The following is an 18,049-nucleotide window of genomic DNA, read 5'->3' as shown; positions in this document are numbered from 1 at the left end:
ACGTTAACAGAGGAGATTCGCCATGCGGAAAGTCACCGCGGGCCTGGCCGTGGCGGCAAGCCTGGCCGCGAGCCTGATCGTCGCCGCGCCGGCCGGGGCGGCGCCCGCCGTCCAGTACACGAACTCACTCGTCGCGCAGCGAGCCGACCCGCACATCGTGAAGCACACCGACGGCTACTACTACATGACCGCGACGGCACCCGAATACGACCGCATCGTGCTGCGCCGCGCCACCACGCTGCAGGGCCTCGCCTCCGCGGCCGAAACCGTCATCTGGCGCCGTCACACCAGCGGCGAGATGGCCGCGCACATCTGGGCCCCGGAAATTCACTACATCAACAACCGGTGGTACATCTACTTCGCCGCCGGCCGCAGCGACGACGTCTGGGCCATCCGGATGTACGTGCTGGAGAACGCCTCCGCCAACCCGCTCACCGGCTCCTGGACCGAGCGGGGCCGCATCGTCACGCCGCTCAGCACGTTTTCGCTGGACGCGACCACGTTCGTCCACAATGGAACACGTTACCTGGCCTGGGCGCAGAACGATCCGGCCGTCGGCAGCGGCACCAACCTCTATCTCGCGCCCATGTCAAACCCATGGACCATATCGGGTACACCGGCGCGGATCAGCGTCCCCACGAACTCCTGGGAGACCATCGGCCACCGGGTCAACGAAGGGGCAGCGGTCATCCAGCGCAACGGCCGGGTCTTCATGACGTTCTCGGCGAGCGCCACCGACGCCAACTACTGCATCGGGCTGCTCACCGCCTCGGCCACCAGCAACCTGATGAACCCCTCGTCATGGACCAAGAGCCCTCAGCCGGTCTTCCGCAGCAACGCCTCGACGAGCCAGTACGGGCCGGGACACAACTCGTTCACCGTCTCGGAGGACGGCCAGAGCGACATCCTCGTCTACCACGACCGCAGCTACCGCGACATCAGCGGTGACCCGCTCAACGACCCCAACCGCCGCACGCGCATCCAGAAGTTCTACTGGAACGCCGACGGCACGCCGAACTTCGGCATCCCGGTCGCCGACGGGCCCACGCCGCAGCGGCTGCGCTCGTACAACCTCGCCGACCGGTACATCCGGCACTGGGAGTACCGCGCGCGGGTCGAGGCGAACGTGACAAACCTCGCCGACTCCCAGTTCCGCATCGTCACCGGCCTCAACGGCGGCGGCACGGTCTCACTGGAGTCGACCAACTTCCCGGGGTACTACCTGCGGCACCGCAACTACGAGATGTGGGTGGAGCGCAACGACGGCTCGGCGACCTTCCGCGCCGACGCGAGCTTCTTCCGCCGCGCCGGCCTCGCCGACTCGGCGGCCGTGTCGTTCGAGTCGGCCAACTTCGCCGGCCGGTACATCCGGCACTCGTCGAACCTGCTGTACGTGCAGCCGATCAGCACGGCCACCGACCGCGCGGACGCGACGTACGTGCTGGAGTAGGAGCGCGCAAGCGAGGAGGTCTGGCGGGGCCCACCATCCCCGACCAGACCTCCACGTCTTTGTCAGCGCTGTCCGTAGACGTTCTGGTACCTGTCGTACAGCTTGTCTATGTCGGACTGCGCGATGGGGAGCGGCTCACCGAGCTGCCGTGCGATGTGGACGGTGCGGGCCACGTCTTCGCACATGACCGCCGCCTTGACCGCCGCACGGGCGCTCTTGCCGATCGTGAACACCCCATGGTTTTGCATCAGCACGGCCGGCGAGCGGTGCCCGCTCAGCGTCGCCACGATGCCCTTGCCGATGTCGTCGCCGCCGATGAGCGCGAACGGGCCGACCGGGATCTCCGCGCCGAACTCGTCGGCCATCGCGGTCAGCACGCACGGCACCGCCTCGCCGCGCGCGGCCCACGCGGTCGCATACGTGGAGTGGGTGTGCACCACGCCGCCGACCTCGGGCATCGCGCGGTAGACGTACGCGTGGGCGGCGGTGTCGCTGGACGGTGAGAACGCGCCCTCGACGAGCTTGCCGTCCAGGTCGCACACGACCATCGAGTCGGGAGTCAGCTCGTCGTACGACACGCCGCTGGGCTTGATGACGAAAAGGTCCTCGCCGGGCACGCGGGCCGAGACGTTCCCGGCGGTCCAGACCACCAGGCCCCACCGGATCAGCTCGTCGTGCAGCCCGACGAGGTCCTTGCGCAGCTGGTCGGCTGAAAGCGCCTGCCTGGTCCCATTCCGACGAGCTTCAGGTGATGTCATCCGCGGGCCTCGTTCCGGATCCGGCGCAGCCGGTGCAGCACGTCGTTCTCCCCACGGCCGAAGTAGTCGTGCAAGGTGCGGTACTCCTCGTAGAGCGCCTCGTACGCCTTGGTGCGCGCGGCGTCCGGCTCGTACACCCGGCGCTCGACGCGGCCCATCGCGGCGGCCGCGGCCGGCACGTCGGGGTAGGCACCGGCGGCCACCGCCGCGTGGATCGCCGAGCCGAGCGCGGGGCCCTGCTCCGAGCCGATCACCGAGATGGGGCGGCCGGTGACGTCCGCGTAGAGCTGCATGAGGAACGCGTTTTTCAGCAGGCCGCCGGCCGCGACGAGCTCGCTGACCGGCAGGCCCGAGCCCTCGAACGCGTCGATGATCGTCCGGGTGCCGAACGCGGTGGCCTCGACAAGCGCCCGGTAGACGTCCTCCGGGCGGGTGGCGAGTGTCTGGCCCACGATCACGCCGGACAGCTCGTGGTCGACGAGCACTGAGCGGTTGCCGTTGTGCCAGTCGAGCGCGACCAGGCCGTGCTGCCCCACCTTCTGGGCGGCGGCGAGCTCGCTGAGGTACTCGTGCGGCCCGATGCCCCGCCGCTCCGCCTCGGCCTTGTAGTCGGCCGGGAGGGAGGAGTCGACGAACCACGCGAAGATGTCGCCGACGCCGCTCTGCCCACCCTCGTACCCGTACCCGCCGGCCACGATGCCGCCGTCGACGACGCCGCACATGCCGGGGACCTCGGCGAGCGTGTCGCCGTTCATGACGTGGCAGGTGGAGGTACCCATGATCATGACGAGCTGGCCGGGCGTGATGGCCTGCGCCGCGGGTGCGGTCACATGTGCGTCGACGTTGCCGGCGGCGACCGCGATGCCCTCGGGCAGCCCGGTCCACGCCGCGGCCCGCGCGGTCAGCCCGCCGGCGAGCGCGCCGAGCGGCAGCAGCGGGTGTTCGAGCTTGGCCACGAAGCCGGCGAAGTCCGGGTTGAGCGCGGCCAGGTACTCGGCGCTGGGGTAGCTGCCGTCCTGGTAGATGCCCTTGTAGCCGGCGGTGCAGACGTTTCGGGTCTCGGTGCCGCACAGCTGCCATACGATCCAGTCGGCCGCCTCGATCCACCGCTCGGCGCGCGCGTAGACCTCCGGGTCCTCCTCCAGCAGCTGCAGCCCCTTGGCAAACTGCCACTCGGAGGAGATCTTCCCGCCGTACCGGTTGATCCAGGGCTCGCCGCGCTCGTGCGCGAGCGCGTTGATGCGGTCGGCCTGCCCCTGCGCCGCGTGGTGTTTCCACAGCTTCGTGTACGCGTGCGGCCGCCCGGCCAGCTCCGGCAGCCGGCACAGCGGGGTGCCGTCGGCGAGCGTGGGCAGCACCGTGCACGCCGTGAAGTCGGTGGAGATGCCGATCACCAGCGCCGGGTCGATGCCCGCGTCGGCGATGGCGGCCGGCACGGCGGTGCGCAGCACGTCGAGGTAGTCCTCGGGGTCCTGCAGCGCCCAGTCGGGCGGCAGCGCCGCGCCGGTGGCCGGGAGGGTGCGGTCGATGACGCCGTGCCGGTACTCGTGTACGGCCGTGCCCATCTCGGCGCCGTCGTGGACGCGGACCACGAGGGCGCGGCCGGACAGCGTGCCGTAGTCGACGCCGACGACGTAGCGAGGGGGTTCGTTAGCGTTAACAGCGTGGGACATGGGCTTCCTCAGCGGGGGGCTTGTTTTGGCTGGCTTGCTTCGCTCATCTTGCGCTCCGGGCGGCTGTCTTCGTCGCCGCGCTCCTCGGACCGGATCCCGCCTTTCCCGGGGCGCGGGTGCTTTCGCGGACGATGAACTCCGGCGGTATGACGATACGGCGGCGCGAGCGCGGCGCCCCCTCCACCTGCTCCATCAACAGCGCGAGGCTCTGCCGGCCGACCTCGCCGAACTCCTGGCGCAGCGTGGTCAGCGGCGGCGTGAAGAACTCCGCCTCCGGGATGTCGTCGAAGCCGACGATGCTCACCTCGTCGGGCACCCGGATGCCGGCCTCGGAGAGGGCCCGCAGCGCGCCGATGGCCATCTGGTCGTTTGCCACGAAGATGGCCGTCAGGCCGGGTGTGCCGATGAGGCTGCGGGTGGCCACGTAGCCGGAGCGCGGGCTCCAGTCGCCGCGCACCAGCTCGGGGATCTCGTGCTCGGCGTCGGTGAGCGCGTCGCGCCAGCCGCGCTCGCGCTCCTGCGCCTCGTGCCAGTCGCCCGGCCCGGCGATGTGCGCCACCGTGTGGTGGCCGAGGGAGAGCAGGTGCTCGGTGGCGAGGCGGGCGCCGAGCCGCTGGTCGACCGCGACGGTGGGCACCGGCGCGCGGCCGCCCTCGACCGCCACGACCGGGATGTCCTTGGGCACGTGGCGCAGGGCCGTCGTGGTCGAGGTGTGCGGTGTGATCGCGATGATGCCCTCGACGGCCTGGGCCATCAACGCCTCGAACGCCTCGCCGAACGAGCGCCGGTCGACGCTTGGCAGGCTCGCGATGCTGATCGCGTATCCGATGTCGCGCGCCGCCCGCTCGATGGCCAGCAGCATGGAGGCCGGTCCGTAGAGCGTGGTGTCGATGCTGACCACGCCGAGTGTGCGGGTGCGGCCGGTGACGAGCGCGCGGGCGGCCACGTTGGGCCGGTAGCCCAGCTCGGTCATGGCGGCGAGCACGCGCTGGCGGGTCACCTGACTGACGGTCGGCTGATCGTTGATGACGCGAGAGACCGTCATGTGGGAGACTCCAGCGAGTCGGGCCACATCGACCATCCCGACCTGCCGGCGCGGTCCGCGCCCCGATAGGTCTGGTCGCCGCTCCACCATGTGTCTGGGCCCCGTTCTCAAACCAGGTGATAAAACACGCCTGTTCACGTTAACAGGCATGTTCCGGGTTGGACCCATTGCCTGTCAAGCCCTGCGAAAACCTTTCGAAGCGATATTTCGACAGCGGCGGCCTTTCTTGCCTCCGGCGGGAGCCCTTCCGCAATTCCGCCGTAACCTCCGCCGGGCGGTTTTCAACCCGTCGCGAGCTTGAGGCCGAAGCCCAGAAACAGCGTGCCGGCCGCGGTCGCGGCGCCGGCCGCCAGCCGGCGGCGGCGCCGGAACTGGGCGGCAAGAAACGTGCCGGCAAAGATGAGCAGCGTCAGGTACAGCGTGCTGGCCAGCTGCGCGATCAAGCCCAACGCCAGGAACGACAGGGCCGGGTACGCGTACGACGGATCAACGAACTGGATGAAGAACGAGACGAAGAACAGGATCGCCTTCGGGTTGAGCAGGCTGATCAGCGCGGCCCGGCGGAAGGGGTGGTACACCTGCGGGGCCGCCGCCTGCTGGGATGCGACGGCCACCGGTGCCGGCGAGCGCCACCGCCGCCAGGCGCCCCGGAGCATCTGGACGCCGACGAAGCCCAGGTAGATGGCGCCGCCGTACTTGATGGTGAGAAACACCGGCGGGTACGCCTTCAGGAGCGAAGCGAGACCCGCGGCCGAGAGCACCATGAGCACCGTGTCGCCGAGGAAGACGCCCGCGGCGGCGCGGTAGCCGGACGGAACGCCGCGCCGGGCCGCCGTGGAGAGCACGAAGAGCGAGTTGGGCCCGGGCAGGAGCACGATTGCGACCGTGCCCAGCACGTAGGTCCAGATGTCGGTGATCCCCAGCACGGGCCCAATACTCACCCCACCGTCAGCGGGGCACGAAGCCTTTCCCGCAGCCGGTTGTGTGCCGCTGGCCACTCGTCGACCGTCATCGCGTACTGCACGCTGTCGTACCACGCGCCGTCCGCGCGCAGCCGGTGCATCCGCAGCACGCCCTCGCGTCGCGCGCCCAACCGCTCGATGGCGGCCTGCGAACGCTCGTTGCGCGTGTCGGTGTGCCACACCACCCGCACCGCGCCCAACTCCTCGAACGCGCGGGTGAGCAGCAGCAGCTTGGCCTCCGTGTTGACCCCCGTGCGCCAACAACGCCGGCTGAGGAACGTGTAGCCGATGCCGAGTGCCCGCTTCGTCTCGTTCACCTCGTAATACGACGTGGTGCCGATCACCTCGCCGGTCACGGCGTCGCGCTGGACCCACGGCACGCGGGCGCCGGTGTGGTGCATGCGAAGCGCGTCGGCGATCAGCTCGGCCATCGCGTCGCTGTCGGCCGGCTGTGCGTGCGTCAGGTGCTGCCACACCTCGGGATCGCGGGTCGCCGCGAACAGCTCGTCCGCGTGCGCCACGTCCAGCGGCTCGAGGATGACGTGGTCGCCGTACAGCGGCTCGGGCGTCAGCCAGGGGGAGCGGGGCGGCCGCAGGTAGTGGGGGACCGGCACGGTGACGCCGGCGTCCGGCTCGGGCATGCCCGGCACGAGACGCAGCGGGACCACGCCCGCCCAGTACGGCAAGGCGAGGTCGTCCTCGTCCTCCAGGACACCGCCGGCCCGCGCCTTGACCGACACCTCGCGCAGCGGCAGCGCCAGCATCGCGGTCTCGGCGAGCTCCTTGCGGGTGGGGACGCGGGTCTGCGCCGAGCGCCCGCGTCCGATCTTGTCGACCAGCGCGTTGAGCGCGGTGCGCTTCTCCTCCTCGCTGGTGACGAGGTGGGCCACGCCGTGCGCAATCACCGACCGGTAGTTGGCGCTGTGATGAAACTGCGAGCGGGCCAGCACCAGGCCGTCGAGCTGGGTGACGGTGAGGCACACCCGCAGCCCGTCGTCACCGCGCGCGGCGAGCAGGGGTCGGCTGCCGGTGGATCCGTGCACGTAGACCGTCTCGCCGACCCGCACGTGCAGCGTCGGCAGCACCCGCGGCTCACCGTCCACAGTGAACCCGAGCGCGCAGTGGTATGCCTCGTCGAGGATCGCGTGGGCGGTGGCGCGCTCGTAGCTCATCCGGTCCCGCTCCCGCTTGGCGGTGGTCCGCTCCGTCTGCTCGTACACCCCGACACGCCCTCCCCGTGAAAGTTTGTTATAGTACAAAACTGTGACTGTGCCAGTACATTATCAGATCAGTGGGACCACGTCAGCCGAGATTTCGGCGAGCGTGGAGTCGGGCGTGCGCACCGGCGAGCTGCTCTCCGGGGCGCCGCTGCCGGCCGTGCGGGCGCTCGCCGACGAGCTAGGCGTGAGCCCGGGGACGGTCGCCAAGGCGTACCAGGTGCTCCGCCAGCGCGGCGTGATCGAGACCGCCGGGCGCAACGGCACACGGATCCGCCCCCGCCCGCCGGTCACCGCCACCCGCGCCGCGCTGCGCCCGCTCGTCCCGCCGGGCGCGCTCGACCTCTCGGCCGGAGAGCCGGACCGCAGCCTGCTGCCACCGCTCGGTCCGCAGCTGGCCGTGCTCGCCGCGCAGGTCGGCCCCCGAGTGGGTACGCGGATGCCGGTGTCCTGCCCGAGCTGGCCGACATGATCCGCGCCCGCTTCGCCGCCGACGGGGTGGACGCGCCCGCGGTCACGGTCACCAGCGGCGCCCTCGACGGTGCCGAGCGGCTGCTCACCGCGCACCTGCGCCCCGGCGACGCGGTGGCGGTCGAGGACCCCGGCTGGTCCAACTTCCTCGACCTCGTCGCGGCGCTCGGGCTGCGGGCCGTCCCGGTGCCGGTCGACGGCGAGGGCCCGACGCCACACGGCCTCAAGACGGCGCTCGCGGCCGGCGCCCGGGCCGTCGTGGTCACCACCCGCGCGCACAACCCGACCGGCGCCTACCTCACCGCCGACCGGGCCGGCGAGCTGCGCGCGCTGCTGGCCGGCCAGGATGGGGTACTGCTGATCGAGGACGACCACGCCGGCGAGCTGGCGGACGTACCGCTGCATCCGCTGGCCGGTGCGACGCGGACCTGGGCATTCCTCCGCTCGGCCTCCAAGCCCTACGGCGCCGACCTGCGCCTGGCCGCCCTCGGCGGCGACGAAGCCACCGTGGCGCGCGTCACCGGCCGGATGCGGCTCGGCGCCGGGTGGGTCTCCACGCTGCTCCAGCGGCTGGCCGTCGGGCTGTGGCGCGACCCGGCGGTCGCGGCCGGCGTGGTGGCGGCGGGCCACAGCTACGACCGGCGGCGCAACGGGCTGCTGGCCGCGTTCGCCGAGCGCGGGGTGACGGCGTACGGGCGGACCGGCATCAACGTCTGGATCCCCGTCGCCGACGAGACGCGCGCGGTCACCAGCCTCCGCGATGCGGGGTACGCGGTGGCGCCCGGCGCGCTGTACCGGCAGGCCACGCCGCCCGGCGTCCGGATCACGATCAGCCCACTCAAAGAGTCGGACATTCCGCCGCTCGCCGACGCGGTGGCCGCGGCCGCATCGTCCCCGCCCGAATGGGGTAGAACAGTGCGGTGACGACAGCGCAGGAGTTCGTCCCGGACGACGCCCGCACGCTCGACAAGCTGAAGGCGGCCGCCCCTTCGTGCAAGGGCTGCGAGCTTTACCAGGACGCCACGCAGGTGGTGTTCGGCCGGGGCGACGCGCACGCCCGGGTGGTATTCGTGGGCGAGCAGCCCGGCGACGTCGAGGACCAGAAGGGCCTGCCCTTCGTCGGCCCGGCCGGCCATCTGCTGCGCCGCGCGGTCGACGAGGCCGGCATCGACCCCGCCCACATCTACATCACGAACGCGGTGAAGCACTTCCGCTTCGAGCAGCGCGGCAAGCGGCGCATCCACCAGACCCGGACCGGGTGCACATCGAGGCGTGCCGGCCGTGGCTGGTGGCCGAGCTGTCGCTGCTGAAGCCGGAGCTGATCGTGGTGCTGGGCGCGACCGCGGCGAAGGCGCTGCTCGGCCCGTCGTTCCGGGTGACCCGCTCGCGCGGCGAGCTGCTGCCGTGGCCGGCGTCGGCGCAGCACCCGGAAGACTTTCCGGTGGCGGAGATCCAGGCCATGGCCACGATCCACCCGTCCGCGGTGCTGCGCGCCGACGACCGCGACGCGGCGTTCGACGGCCTGGTCGCCGACCTGAAGGTCGCCGCGCGGGCGTTGGCCAAGTAGTAACCTGCTCGCTGGGCTTTCAGGCCCACCGGCCGGACCGCTGCCGGCCCTTCGCGTACCCGTGTGAACCGGACCGGAGGTGGCATGCGTGAGACGGCGGTCCGGTGGTGGCGCAGCCTCAGCCCAGCCGACGGGCTGTGGCGCAGCGCCCGCACCGTCGCGGTCGCGGCGTGGCGGGTCAGCCGTCCGCTGACCGCCCTGCTGGCCGTGACCGCGGTCGCCACGGCCGCGTTCCCGATGATCCAGATGGTCGCGGTCAGCGCCGTCGTGGGCGGACTTCCGGAGGCGGCCGAGCAGGGCGCCGGATCCGCCGCCGCCAATTCCGTCTACATCGGACTGGGAACGATGGCGGTGGCCTACTTCATCGCTCAGGTGACGCCGGCCGTCCAGTGGTCGCTGGGACGCGTCATGGGCGCGCGGTTGGACGTGCTCGTGCGCGACCGGGTCATGGACGCGACGCTCGGCCGGCCGGGGCTCGGACACGTCGAGCACGGCGCGTTGCGTGACGCCGCCACGCTGGCGCAGGACACCCGATCGGCCACCTTCGGCGCCGACGACGCCATCCGGGCGGTCGCCGGCCTGATCTCCGGGCGGCTGCAGGGGCTTGCCGCGGCGGGAATCCTGGTCACCTTTCACTGGTGGACGCCGCTGGTGCTGCTGCTGACGTTCCTGCCGTGGGACATGTACTTCCGGTCCGAGCACGGCAAGGTCGCCCGCAGCTGGGTGGAGCGTACGCCGGAGCAGGCCAGGGCAAGCTACTTCCGCGGCCTCGGCACCGACGCGGCAGCCGCCAAGGAGTTGCGCGTCTTCGGCCTCGGCGGCTTCGTCCGCGACCGGTTCGCCGCGCACTACCTGGCCGGCATGGTGCCACTCTGGCGCGAGCGGACGACCCGGCTGCGCCGGTTTCTGCCGCCGGTCGCGTCGGTGACCGCCGGCTACCTGGCGGTCTTCGGCGCCCTGGGGTGGGAGCTGGCCACCGGGCGGCAGTCGTTGACGGCCACCGCGCTGTACGTGCTGGCGGCCGGCCAGGTCTGGCGGCTGACGCCCAGCTACAACGACCTGTCCCGCCTCGCGATCGGCGCCACGCCGCTGCTGTCGGCGCAGCGCGTGGCGCATCCAGCGCCCGGCGGCGCCGCCCGGACCGCGGACGTACGGCCCGCCCGGGAGATCCGGTTCGACCGGGTGTCGTTCGCGTACCCCGGCGGGCCGGACGTGCTCAGCGGTCTCGACCTGAGCATCGCGGCCGGCCGGTCGCTGGCCGTCGTCGGCGACAACGGCGCCGGAAAGACCACCCTGGTGAAGCTGCTGTGTGGCCTCTACCAGCCGTCCGCGGGCCGGATCACCGTCGACGGCACCGACCTGCGCGAGCTGGACCCCTTCGCGTGGCGGCGGCACGTCGCGGCGATCTTTCAGGACTACGTGCGCTACCCGCTCACCCTCCGGGAGAACGTCGCCGCGGGCGCGGGCGGCGACCTCGACGACGGCGGTACCCGGCGGATGCTTGCCGACGCCGCTGCCGCCGATCTGGCCGACGCGCTGCCGCACGGCCTGGACACCGTGCTCGGGCGTGAGTTCGACCGTGGCGTCGAGCTGTCCGGAGGCCAGTGGCAGAAGGTCGCGCTGGCCCGCGCACTGGCCGGCCGCCACGCCGGCGCGAGCGTGCTGATCCTCGACGAGCCCACCGCCAACCTCGATGTGCGGGCGGAGGCGGCGCTGTTCGAGCGGATCCTGACCGTGACCAGCGGCAGCACCACCCTGCTCATCTCACACCGCTTCGCCAACGTGCGCCGGGCCGACCGGATCGTCGTGCTCGGCGGCGGGCGGGTGGTCGAAGACGGCTCGCACGACGCGCTGCTCGCGGCGGGCGGGGTGTACGCGGCGGCCTTCCGCCAGCAGGCCGAACGCTTCCAGCTCTCGGGGGAGCGGTGACGAAGGGGCGGCGGACCGCGCCGATCCTGCGCGACGTGCTGCGCACCGACCCCCGGCTCGCCGCCACCGTCGTCGCGATGCGGCTGGCCGCCGCCGTCCTCACGCCGCTGGACGCCGTGGCGCTCGGCCTGCTGGTCGACGCCGGCCTGCGCGGCGACGTGCGCGCGGCCGTGGGATGGGCCGCCCTGCTCGCGCTGGCCGACGTCGGCAGCTCCGCCTTCAACCACCCGGCCGGCAAGCTGGAGATGACCCTCCGCGAGAAGACGAACTTCGCCTTCGAGCGGCGGCTGCTGCGCGTGTCGACCGCGCCGCACACGCTGGACCACCTGGAGCGCCCGGAGTTTCACGACCGGATCGAGCAGGCGCGCGACAGGGCCTCCGCACTGGGCGATGTGCTGGTGCGCGCGATCGCGTTGCTGCAGGCGGCCGTCCTGATGGGCGTGGTGCTGTTCGCGCTCGCCAGCGTGCACTGGGTGCTGGTGGCGCTGGTCGCGGCCGCCGTGCCGGCGATCTACCTCGGCGGCCGGGGCGAGGTGGTCCGGGTCCGCGGAGACGAGCGCGCAGCCCCGTCGCTGCGGCTGGCCGACCGGCTGTTCGGGCTCGCCGCCAACGCGGGTCCGGCCAAGGAGATCAAGGTGAACCGCGCGGAGGGGTTCGTGCGCGACCGCTTCGGCGCCGCCTCGCGGCGGGCGTACCGCGCTGTCGACGCGGCCGAGGGTCGCGCCTTGGCGTTCACCGTCGCCGGTTGGTTGGCCTTCTCGGTGATCTTCGTGCTGGCGATGGCGTTCGTCGTGCGGGAGGCGGTGGGCGGCCGCGCCACGCCCGGCCAGGTCCTGCTGGTGCTCGCGCTGGCCATCCGGCTCACCGAGCAGGTGGACGAGTTCAGCGGTGCCATGAGCGGTGTGCGGCGCGCGCTGCTGGACGTGCGGCGCCTGCGGTGGCTGTACGACGTCGGCGACACCACGCCGGCCGTGCCGGCCCCGCGCACGCCCGCCGCGTCCGGGCCCGCCGCCGGTGACATCGAGCTGCGGGACGTGAGCTTCCGCTACCCCGGGACCGGCGCCGACATCCTCCGGGGCGTGTCGTTGCGGCTGCCGGTCGGCGCCACGGTCGCGCTGGTGGGGGAAAACGGAACCGGCAAGACCACGCTCGTGAAGCTGCTGTGCGGGCTGTACCCACCGACCGGCGGCGCGATCACCGTGGGCGGCACCGACCTGCGCGCGCTCGGCCAGGAGCGGTGGACGGCGGCGCTGTCCGCGTCGTTTCAGGACTTCGTCCGCTTCGAGCTGCTGGTACGCGAGGCGGTCGGCGTCGGGCGGCTCGACCGGATGGACGACGACGCGCACGTGTGGGACGCCCTCGACCGGGCCGGCGCCCGCCCGCTCGTCGAAGGGTTGCCACACCGGCTGCGGACCCAGCTCGGTCCACAGTGGCCGGACGGGGTGGACCTGTCGCTCGGGCAGTGGCAGCGGCTCGCCCTCGCGCGGGCGATGATGCGCCCCTATCCGAGCCTGCTCGTCCTCGACGAGCCGAGCGCGAGCCTCGACACCGCCGCCGAGCACGCGCTGTACGAGCGGTTCAGCCGGGCGAGCCACTTCGGCGCCGCGACGAGCGCGATCACGCTGCTTGTCTCGCACCGCTTCTCCACCGTCCGGATGGCCGACCTCATCGTGCTGCTGCGCGACGGGCACGTGGCCGAGGTCGGCAGCCACGACGAGCTGATCCAGCTGGGCGGCGTCTACGCCGAGCTCTTCGAACTGCAGGCGCGGGGGTACCGCTGAGGCCGACCTGAGACACTGGCGTGATGAGCGGGAGACGCGAGGCTACGGGCCTTGGGCCCGACGGCGGACAAGCGCCGAGCGGCGGAGCGGGGTAGGCATGGAGCAGGAGCTGTACGAGCCGGTCCACGAGGAGTTTCGCGCGCTGTGCCGGGAGTTCCTGGCCCGCGAGGCGGTGCCCTTCCACGACGCGTGGGAGCAGGACGGCATCGTCGACCGTGAGGTGTGGCGCAAGGCCGGTGCGGCCGGGCTGCTCGGCATGGACGTCGACGAGGAGTACGGCGGGGGTGGGCAGCGCGACTTCCGCTTCAACACGGTGCTGGTCGAGGAGGTCGTGGCCTCCGGCTGCTCCGGCCTCGGCTTCGGGCTGCACAACGACGTCGTCGCGCCGTACCTGACCGAGCTGACCACTGACGAGCAGCGCAAGCGGTGGCTGCCCGGGTTCTGCTCCGGCGACATCGTCACCGCGATCGCGATGAGCGAGCCGGGCGCCGGCTCCGACCTCGCCGGCGTGCGTACGTCAGCGGTGCGTGACGGCGACTCGTGGGTCCTCAATGGACAAAAGACGTTCATCACCAACGGCGACATGGCCGACCTCGTGGTCGTCGTCGCCAAGACCGCGCCGGACGAGGGCGCGCACGGCGTGAGCCTCATCGCGGTCGAGCGCGGCGCGGCCGGCTTCTCCCGCGGCCGGCGGCTGGAAAAGGTGGGCCTGAAGGCCAACGACACGGCCGAGCTCTTCTTCGACGACTGCCGCGTGCCCGCCGGCAACCTCATCGGTACGGAAAACCACGGCTTCTACCACCTCATGGCCAACCTGCCCCGCGAGCGGCTCGGCATCGCGGTGGCCGCGGTCGCCGCCTGCGAAAAGCTGCTGGACATCACGCTCACGTACGCCCGCGACCGCGAGGCGTTCGGCCGGCCGATCGGCAAGTTCCAGCACAACCGCTTCCTGCTGGCCGAGCTGGACACCGAGGTGACGATCGCCCGGACGTTCCTCAACCACTGCGTGCGGGAGTTCAACGCGGGGCGGCTGAGCGTGGTCGACGCGGCCAAGGCGAAGTGGTGGACGACCGAGCTGCAGAACAAGGTGGCCGACCGGTGCGTGCAGCTGCACGGCGGCTACGGCTACATGATGGAGTACCCGGTCGCGAAGGCCTGGCTCAACAGTCGCGTCCAGACCATCTACGGCGGCACCACCGAGATCATGAAGGAGATCATCGGGCGCAGCCTCGGCCTGTGACGCTCAGCTGACCGGCTCGGGCGTGCTCGGGTCCGGCGTCGACCAGCCCTCGCCGGCCGCTCTCGCGGCACGGCCCATGTACGCCAGGACCATGTCCTCGAGGTCGAGCCGCTGCGCCTGCACAGTGGCGGACGCGGGCGGCGGGCTCGGCGCGTGGATGGTCAGCGTGCTCTGGCGGCCGGTGTGCTCGGCCTGGATCACCTCGGTGCCCGGTGGCAGCGAGTCGAGCTCCTCGCGCCCGCCGATCAGCCGGTAGTGGCTGGCGAGCAGGTCCTCGACCGGTCCGGCCAGCTGCACCCGCCCCTGCGCGAGCACGACGAGGTAGTCACAGACCCGCTCAAGGTCGCTGAGCAGGTGTGAGGAGAGCACGACGGTCAGCTCGAGGTCGGCGACGAGCTCCATCAGGTTTTGCAGGAACGCGCGCCGCGCCAGCGGGTCGAGCGCGGCGACCGGCTCGTCGAAGATGAGCAGCTCGGGTCGCTTGGCGCCGGCGATCGTCAGGGCGAGCTGAGCGCGCTGGCCGCCGGAGAGCCGCGCGGCCTTGCGCTTGAGGTCGAGGTTGAGCTGCCGGACGCGCTCCTCGGCCATCCGGCTGTCCCACCGGGGGTTGAGCTTCGCGCCGAGCCGGAGGTGCTCACCGACGGTCAGGTCGGGGTAGAGCGGCGTGTCCTGCGCGACGAAGCCGACCCGTGAAAGCTGGGCGGCGCTGGTGCCGGGCCGCTCGCCGAGGACGGTGACGCTGCCGGTCGTCGGCTCGAGCAGGCCGCACGCGAGGCCCAGGAGGGTCGACTTGCCGGCACCGTTGGGCCCGACCAGGCCCACGACACGTCCCATCGGGATCTTGATGTTGCAGTCGATGAGCGCCTCGTGGCGTCCGTAGCTCTTGCCCAGATTGGTCGCCTCAAGCGCGAATGTCATTTCGATGCCCCTACAGAGGCTCGGAAGGTGGTCATGAAGAGGGCTTCGATGCTTTCCGCGTCGAGCCCCGCCTTGTACGCATTGGCGAACCACTGCAGCAGCTCCTGCCGCAGCGGCTCGTGGGCGGCGAGTGTGCTGTCGGCCAGGCTCCGGGTCACGAAGGTGCCGATGCCGGGGCGGGGCGACACGAGCCCCTCGTGCTCAAGCTCGCGGTACGCCTTGAGGACGGTGTTAGGGTTGATCGCCAGTTTGGATACGACTTCCTTGACCGTCGGTAGTTGATCGCCGACGGACAGCAGACCCAGGCGCAGGGCATGGCGCACCTGCTGGACCAGCTGCACGTACGGTGCGACGCCGGAACGGACGTCAAGCTGGAAGTCGATCAAGGGATCACCGCCATTTAACTAGGATCATAGCTGATACGCTACCAAGTGCGGTGATGCCGTTGATCGCGCGACCGGCTCGATGCGCCGCACCGGGTGATTGCCCGACACGACGCACCGAGTGAGCGCGCTGGCGCGGTGGGATTGCGCCTAGCCCAAGCGCCGGATCCGCCAAAATGCCAGACCGGCCAGCAGCATCCCCAGGCCGAAGAACGCGCCGCCTTCCAGCCACTGGAATGACCAGTAGCGGCTCGCCGGCTGCGTCTTCACCTCGAAGTGCAGGTTCTTGCTGGCGATGCAGGCGTCCAGCGGGTCTTCCTCTTCGCCCTGCGGCGGCGCGCCGGTGGCGTCGTTGAGGCACTGCTGCACATCCGTCGCGTACATCGTCTTGCCGGACGAGTCCAGCAGCGGCGCCTCGTCGTTCAGCGTCAACGCGCCTGGGATCGCGTAGCCCAGTACCGCAAGTGGACGGTCGCGGCCGATGTCCAGGATCCCGCCGGCCTCACGCACCTTCTCGTTGAAGGCGACCGACTCGGTGACGGGCGGACGCAGGTAGGGCCGCGTGATCGTGGGGACCAGCACCTGGACGACGCCGATGATCAGCAGGGTGGCGGCCATGGCGGGGACGGTCCGGCGGACGAAGAGCCCGATGGTCGTGCCGAGGATGAAGGCGAAGGTGATGTAGCCGAGTGGTGCGACGTTTCGGGTGGCGAAGGAGAGCGGGTCGAAACGGTTGCCGAGCGTCTGGTCGTACCGGCTGGCGGCCCAGGTGAGCAGGATCGAGAGCGCGGCGGTCGTGATGATCGCCGTGAGACCGATGATGGTCAGTTTGATGGCGAGCCAGTAGGTGCGGGTGATGGATTGGTTCCACACCAGACGGTGGGTGTTGGTCTCCAGCTCGCGGGTGATCAGGGGCGTGCCCCAGAAGACCCCGATGATCGCGGGAAGAGCGATCAGGATGATGGCCGGAATGGTCACCAGGTTTTGGTAGTCCTGGATGAAGCGGTCCTTGGCGTCGTCGAGCTGGCAGCCGTTTGCCGCGAGGCAGCCGAGGATGTCGGAGTTGTAGGCGCTGCGCATCGACGTGCCGAGGTACAGCAGGTACGCCGTGAGGACGACAAGTGCCGCGATGGTGGCCAGCAGTTGGCTGCGGAACTGTCGCCAGGTTAGCCAGATCATCGGGTCTCCATCGAGTGTGGCCACGTCGTGTTGTGGTGGGTCATCGGGCCCTGGGTGGGTGTGGGGTTGGTGGCGCGGGTCATGTAGGCGAGGACCATGTCTTCGAGGTCGATGCGTTCGGTGTGGATGGTGTGGGGGATGGGTGTGGTGGTGGTGCGTCGGGCGATGAGGGTGGTGTGTCGGTTGGTGTGGTGGGTGGTGATGATGTCGAGTTGGGGTGGGAGGTGGTGGAGGTCGTGGGGGTGGTGGTGAGGCGGAAGTGGGTGGCGAGGAGGTCGTCGACTTCGCCGGCGAGTTGGACTTTGGCGGCGGCGAGGAGGATGAGGTAGTCGCAGACGCGTTCGAGGTCGGAGAGTAGGTGTGAGGAGAGGATGACGGTGACGTTGAGTTCGCTGACGAATTCCATGAGGTTTTGGAGGAATTGTCGGCGGGCGAGGGGGTCGAGGGCGGCGACGGGTTCGTCGAAGATGAGTAGGTCGGGTCGTTTGGCGGCGGCGAGGGCGAGGGCGAGTTGGGCGCGTTGGCCGCCGGAGAGTCGGCCGGCTTTGTGGTTGGGGTTGAGGCCGACTTGGTTGATGCGGCGTTGGGCGAGGTGGTGGTCCCAGGTTTTGTTGAGTTTGGCGCCGAGTTTGAGGTGGTCGGCGACGGTGAGGGTGGGGTAGACGGGGGTGTCTTGGGCGACGAAGCCGACGCGGGCGAGTTGGTGGGCGTTGGCGGCGGGTTTGTTGCCGAGGACGTGGATGGTGCCGTGGGTGGGTTTGTGCATGCCGGAGATGAGGCCGAGGAGGGTGGATTTTCCGGCGCCGTTGGGGCCGACGAGTCCGACGACGCGGCCGGCGGGGATGGTGAGGTTGGCCTCGATGAGGCCGGGGTGTTGTCCGTAGAGTTTGGTGAGTCCTTGGGTGTGGAGGACTGGGATCATGGGTGCACCCTCGCGGCCTTTCTCAGACACGAACACGGAAAAGGGTCTGCTGCTCAACGTCGGCAGCGGGTCGCACGCGCGAGTCGACCGTGGAGCGGCGCGGTTTACTACTACCTGTAAACAACTATGATGCTAGCAGAATGGTCTAGCAGATGTCAGCTGTCAAGGTTGCCCTTGACAGCGCAGGTCAGAGGTGCCCTGGGCGGTGCCCTTGCCGTCGGATCATGTACAGCCGAGACTGTGCCCGGGCTCGTGCGGGAGGAGTCCCAGCCGCCGACGGGCCATCATCTCGCGGTCCAGCCGGTGTCGGTACAAGTGCGGCTACACGCCGGTTGAACGGCGCCACCACCGCTTTTATCCCCTGTCCAACTGCGGCATCACGGCGGTTGTACGGCGCATGCGCGCTGTTCGACCGCCGGCCTTGTTCTGGGCCCTGGGATGCGCTGAAATTTGCGCGGTCCACGTGTGGCCGCAGTGCGTGTACAGAGACGCCGTAGTCGTGGATCAAGCGCATGCGACCCGGTGATGCCAGGTCCAGCGCGGCGCCTGTGCGT

At 70.8% G+C, this 18,049-nt stretch carries 13 protein-coding genes and 2 pseudogenes; 6 read left to right on the top strand and 9 right to left on the bottom strand.

Annotated features, from left to right (window positions below):
• The first annotated feature begins 22 nt into the window (after positions 1–22).
• The gene (locus Phou_RS09845) at positions 23–1,450 is read left to right on the top strand and encodes a family 43 glycosylhydrolase (RefSeq protein ID WP_173055515.1); all 1,428 of its coding nucleotides are present in this window, start codon (positions 23–25) and stop codon (positions 1,448–1,450) included.
• A gap of 62 nt (positions 1,451–1,512) precedes the next feature.
• Here the strand turns inward: Phou_RS09845 and Phou_RS09840 are convergent, their stop codons facing one another.
• From Phou_RS09840 to Phou_RS09820, 5 genes are all read right to left on the bottom strand, one after another.
• The gene (locus Phou_RS09840) at positions 1,513–2,208 is read right to left on the bottom strand and encodes an L-ribulose-5-phosphate 4-epimerase (RefSeq protein ID WP_173055513.1); all 696 of its coding nucleotides are present in this window, start codon (positions 2,206–2,208) and stop codon (positions 1,513–1,515) included.
• Complete coding sequence (araB, locus tag Phou_RS09835) at positions 2,205–3,881, bottom strand: ribulokinase (protein ID WP_173055511.1); 1,677 nt, start codon at positions 3,879–3,881, stop codon at positions 2,205–2,207. Before araB ends, Phou_RS09840 begins: the two co-directional genes overlap by 4 nt.
• Before the next feature lie 43 nt (positions 3,882–3,924).
• Positions 3,925–4,962 carry a LacI family DNA-binding transcriptional regulator gene (locus Phou_RS09830; RefSeq protein WP_218578926.1) on the bottom strand — a complete coding sequence of 346 codons (1,038 nt, stop codon included), beginning with the start codon at positions 4,960–4,962 and terminating at the stop codon, positions 3,925–3,927.
• Between the two features lie 245 nt (positions 4,963–5,207).
• Positions 5,208–5,861 carry a leucine efflux protein LeuE gene (gene leuE / locus Phou_RS09825; protein WP_173058230.1) on the bottom strand — a complete coding sequence of 218 codons (654 nt, stop codon included), beginning with the start codon at positions 5,859–5,861 and terminating at the stop codon, positions 5,208–5,210.
• 2 nt (positions 5,862–5,863) lie between these two features.
• Positions 5,864–7,108: a bifunctional pyridoxamine 5'-phosphate oxidase family protein/GNAT family N-acetyltransferase gene (locus Phou_RS09820; RefSeq protein ID WP_173055507.1), complete on the bottom strand. Its 1,245-nt coding sequence runs from the start codon at positions 7,106–7,108 to the stop codon at positions 5,864–5,866.
• A gap of 49 nt (positions 7,109–7,157) precedes the next feature.
• Between Phou_RS09820 and Phou_RS09815 the strand changes: the two are divergent.
• The 5 genes and pseudogenes from Phou_RS09815 (at position 7,158) to Phou_RS09795 (ending at position 14,093) form a co-directional block, all read left to right on the top strand.
• A pseudogene (locus tag Phou_RS09815) lies at positions 7,158–8,500 on the top strand (aminotransferase class I/II-fold pyridoxal phosphate-dependent enzyme).
• Positions 8,497–9,143, top strand: a pseudogene (locus tag Phou_RS09810) (UdgX family uracil-DNA binding protein). The pseudogenes Phou_RS09815 and Phou_RS09810 overlap by 4 nt, the downstream one beginning before the upstream one ends.
• Before the next feature lie 84 nt (positions 9,144–9,227).
• Entirely contained in the window at positions 9,228–11,072 is a 1,845-nt protein-coding gene (locus Phou_RS09805; protein ID WP_173055505.1) for an ABC transporter ATP-binding protein, read from the top strand.
• Positions 11,069–12,853: an ABC transporter ATP-binding protein gene (locus Phou_RS09800; RefSeq protein WP_173055503.1), complete on the top strand. Its 1,785-nt coding sequence runs from the start codon at positions 11,069–11,071 to the stop codon at positions 12,851–12,853. The genes Phou_RS09805 and Phou_RS09800 overlap by 4 nt, the downstream gene beginning before the upstream one ends.
• Before the next feature lie 97 nt (positions 12,854–12,950).
• Positions 12,951–14,093, top strand: coding sequence for an acyl-CoA dehydrogenase family protein (locus Phou_RS09795; RefSeq protein WP_173055501.1), 1,143 nt, complete (start codon positions 12,951–12,953; stop codon positions 14,091–14,093).
• Between the two features lie 3 nt (positions 14,094–14,096).
• Here the strand turns inward: Phou_RS09795 and Phou_RS09790 are convergent, their stop codons facing one another.
• From Phou_RS09790 to Phou_RS54385, 4 genes are all read right to left on the bottom strand, one after another.
• Positions 14,097–15,011 carry an ABC transporter ATP-binding protein gene (locus Phou_RS09790; RefSeq protein WP_173055499.1) on the bottom strand — a complete coding sequence of 305 codons (915 nt, stop codon included), beginning with the start codon at positions 15,009–15,011 and terminating at the stop codon, positions 14,097–14,099.
• On the bottom strand, positions 15,008–15,397 hold the full coding sequence (locus tag Phou_RS09785; protein ID WP_173055497.1) for a GntR family transcriptional regulator: 390 nt from the start codon (positions 15,395–15,397) through the stop codon (positions 15,008–15,010). Before Phou_RS09785 ends, Phou_RS09790 begins: the two co-directional genes overlap by 4 nt.
• A gap of 147 nt (positions 15,398–15,544) precedes the next feature.
• Positions 15,545–16,573 carry an ABC-2 membrane transporter-related protein gene (locus Phou_RS09780; protein ID WP_173055495.1) on the bottom strand — a complete coding sequence of 343 codons (1,029 nt, stop codon included), beginning with the start codon at positions 16,571–16,573 and terminating at the stop codon, positions 15,545–15,547.
• Between the two features lie 79 nt (positions 16,574–16,652).
• A complete protein-coding gene (locus Phou_RS54385) occupies positions 16,653–17,495 on the bottom strand; it encodes an ABC transporter ATP-binding protein (RefSeq protein WP_218578917.1) in 843 nt (280 codons plus the stop codon).
• Positions 17,496–18,049: the final 554 nt, after the last annotated feature.

Source organism: Phytohabitans houttuyneae (assembly GCF_011764425.1).
Taxonomy (GTDB): domain Bacteria; phylum Actinomycetota; class Actinomycetes; order Mycobacteriales; family Micromonosporaceae; genus Phytohabitans; species Phytohabitans houttuyneae.
This window is presented reverse-complemented; position numbering and strand designations above follow the sequence as displayed.

Bases quoted from the DNA above. Each gene is read 5' to 3' on its own strand.
- Phou_RS09845 (WP_173055515.1), top strand. From the start codon at position 23: ATGCGGAAAGTCACCGCGGGCCTGGCCGTGGCGGCAAGCCTGGCCGCG.
- Phou_RS09840 (WP_173055513.1), bottom strand. From the start codon at position 2,208: ATGACATCACCTGAAGCTCGTCGGAATGGGACCAGGCAGGCGCTTTCA.
- araB (WP_173055511.1), bottom strand. From the start codon at position 3,881: ATGTCCCACGCTGTTAACGCTAACGAACCCCCTCGCTACGTCGTCGGC.
- Phou_RS09830 (WP_218578926.1), bottom strand. From the start codon at position 4,962: ATGGTCGATGTGGCCCGACTCGCTGGAGTCTCCCACATGACGGTCTCT.
- Phou_RS09805 (WP_173055505.1), top strand. From the start codon at position 9,228: ATGCGTGAGACGGCGGTCCGGTGGTGGCGCAGCCTCAGCCCAGCCGAC.
- Phou_RS09795 (WP_173055501.1), top strand. From the start codon at position 12,951: ATGGAGCAGGAGCTGTACGAGCCGGTCCACGAGGAGTTTCGCGCGCTG.
- Phou_RS09790 (WP_173055499.1), bottom strand. From the start codon at position 15,011: ATGACATTCGCGCTTGAGGCGACCAATCTGGGCAAGAGCTACGGACGC.
- Phou_RS09780 (WP_173055495.1), bottom strand. From the start codon at position 16,573: ATGATCTGGCTAACCTGGCGACAGTTCCGCAGCCAACTGCTGGCCACC.
- Phou_RS54385 (WP_218578917.1), bottom strand. From the start codon at position 17,495: ATGATCCCAGTCCTCCACACCCAAGGACTCACCAAACTCTACGGACAA.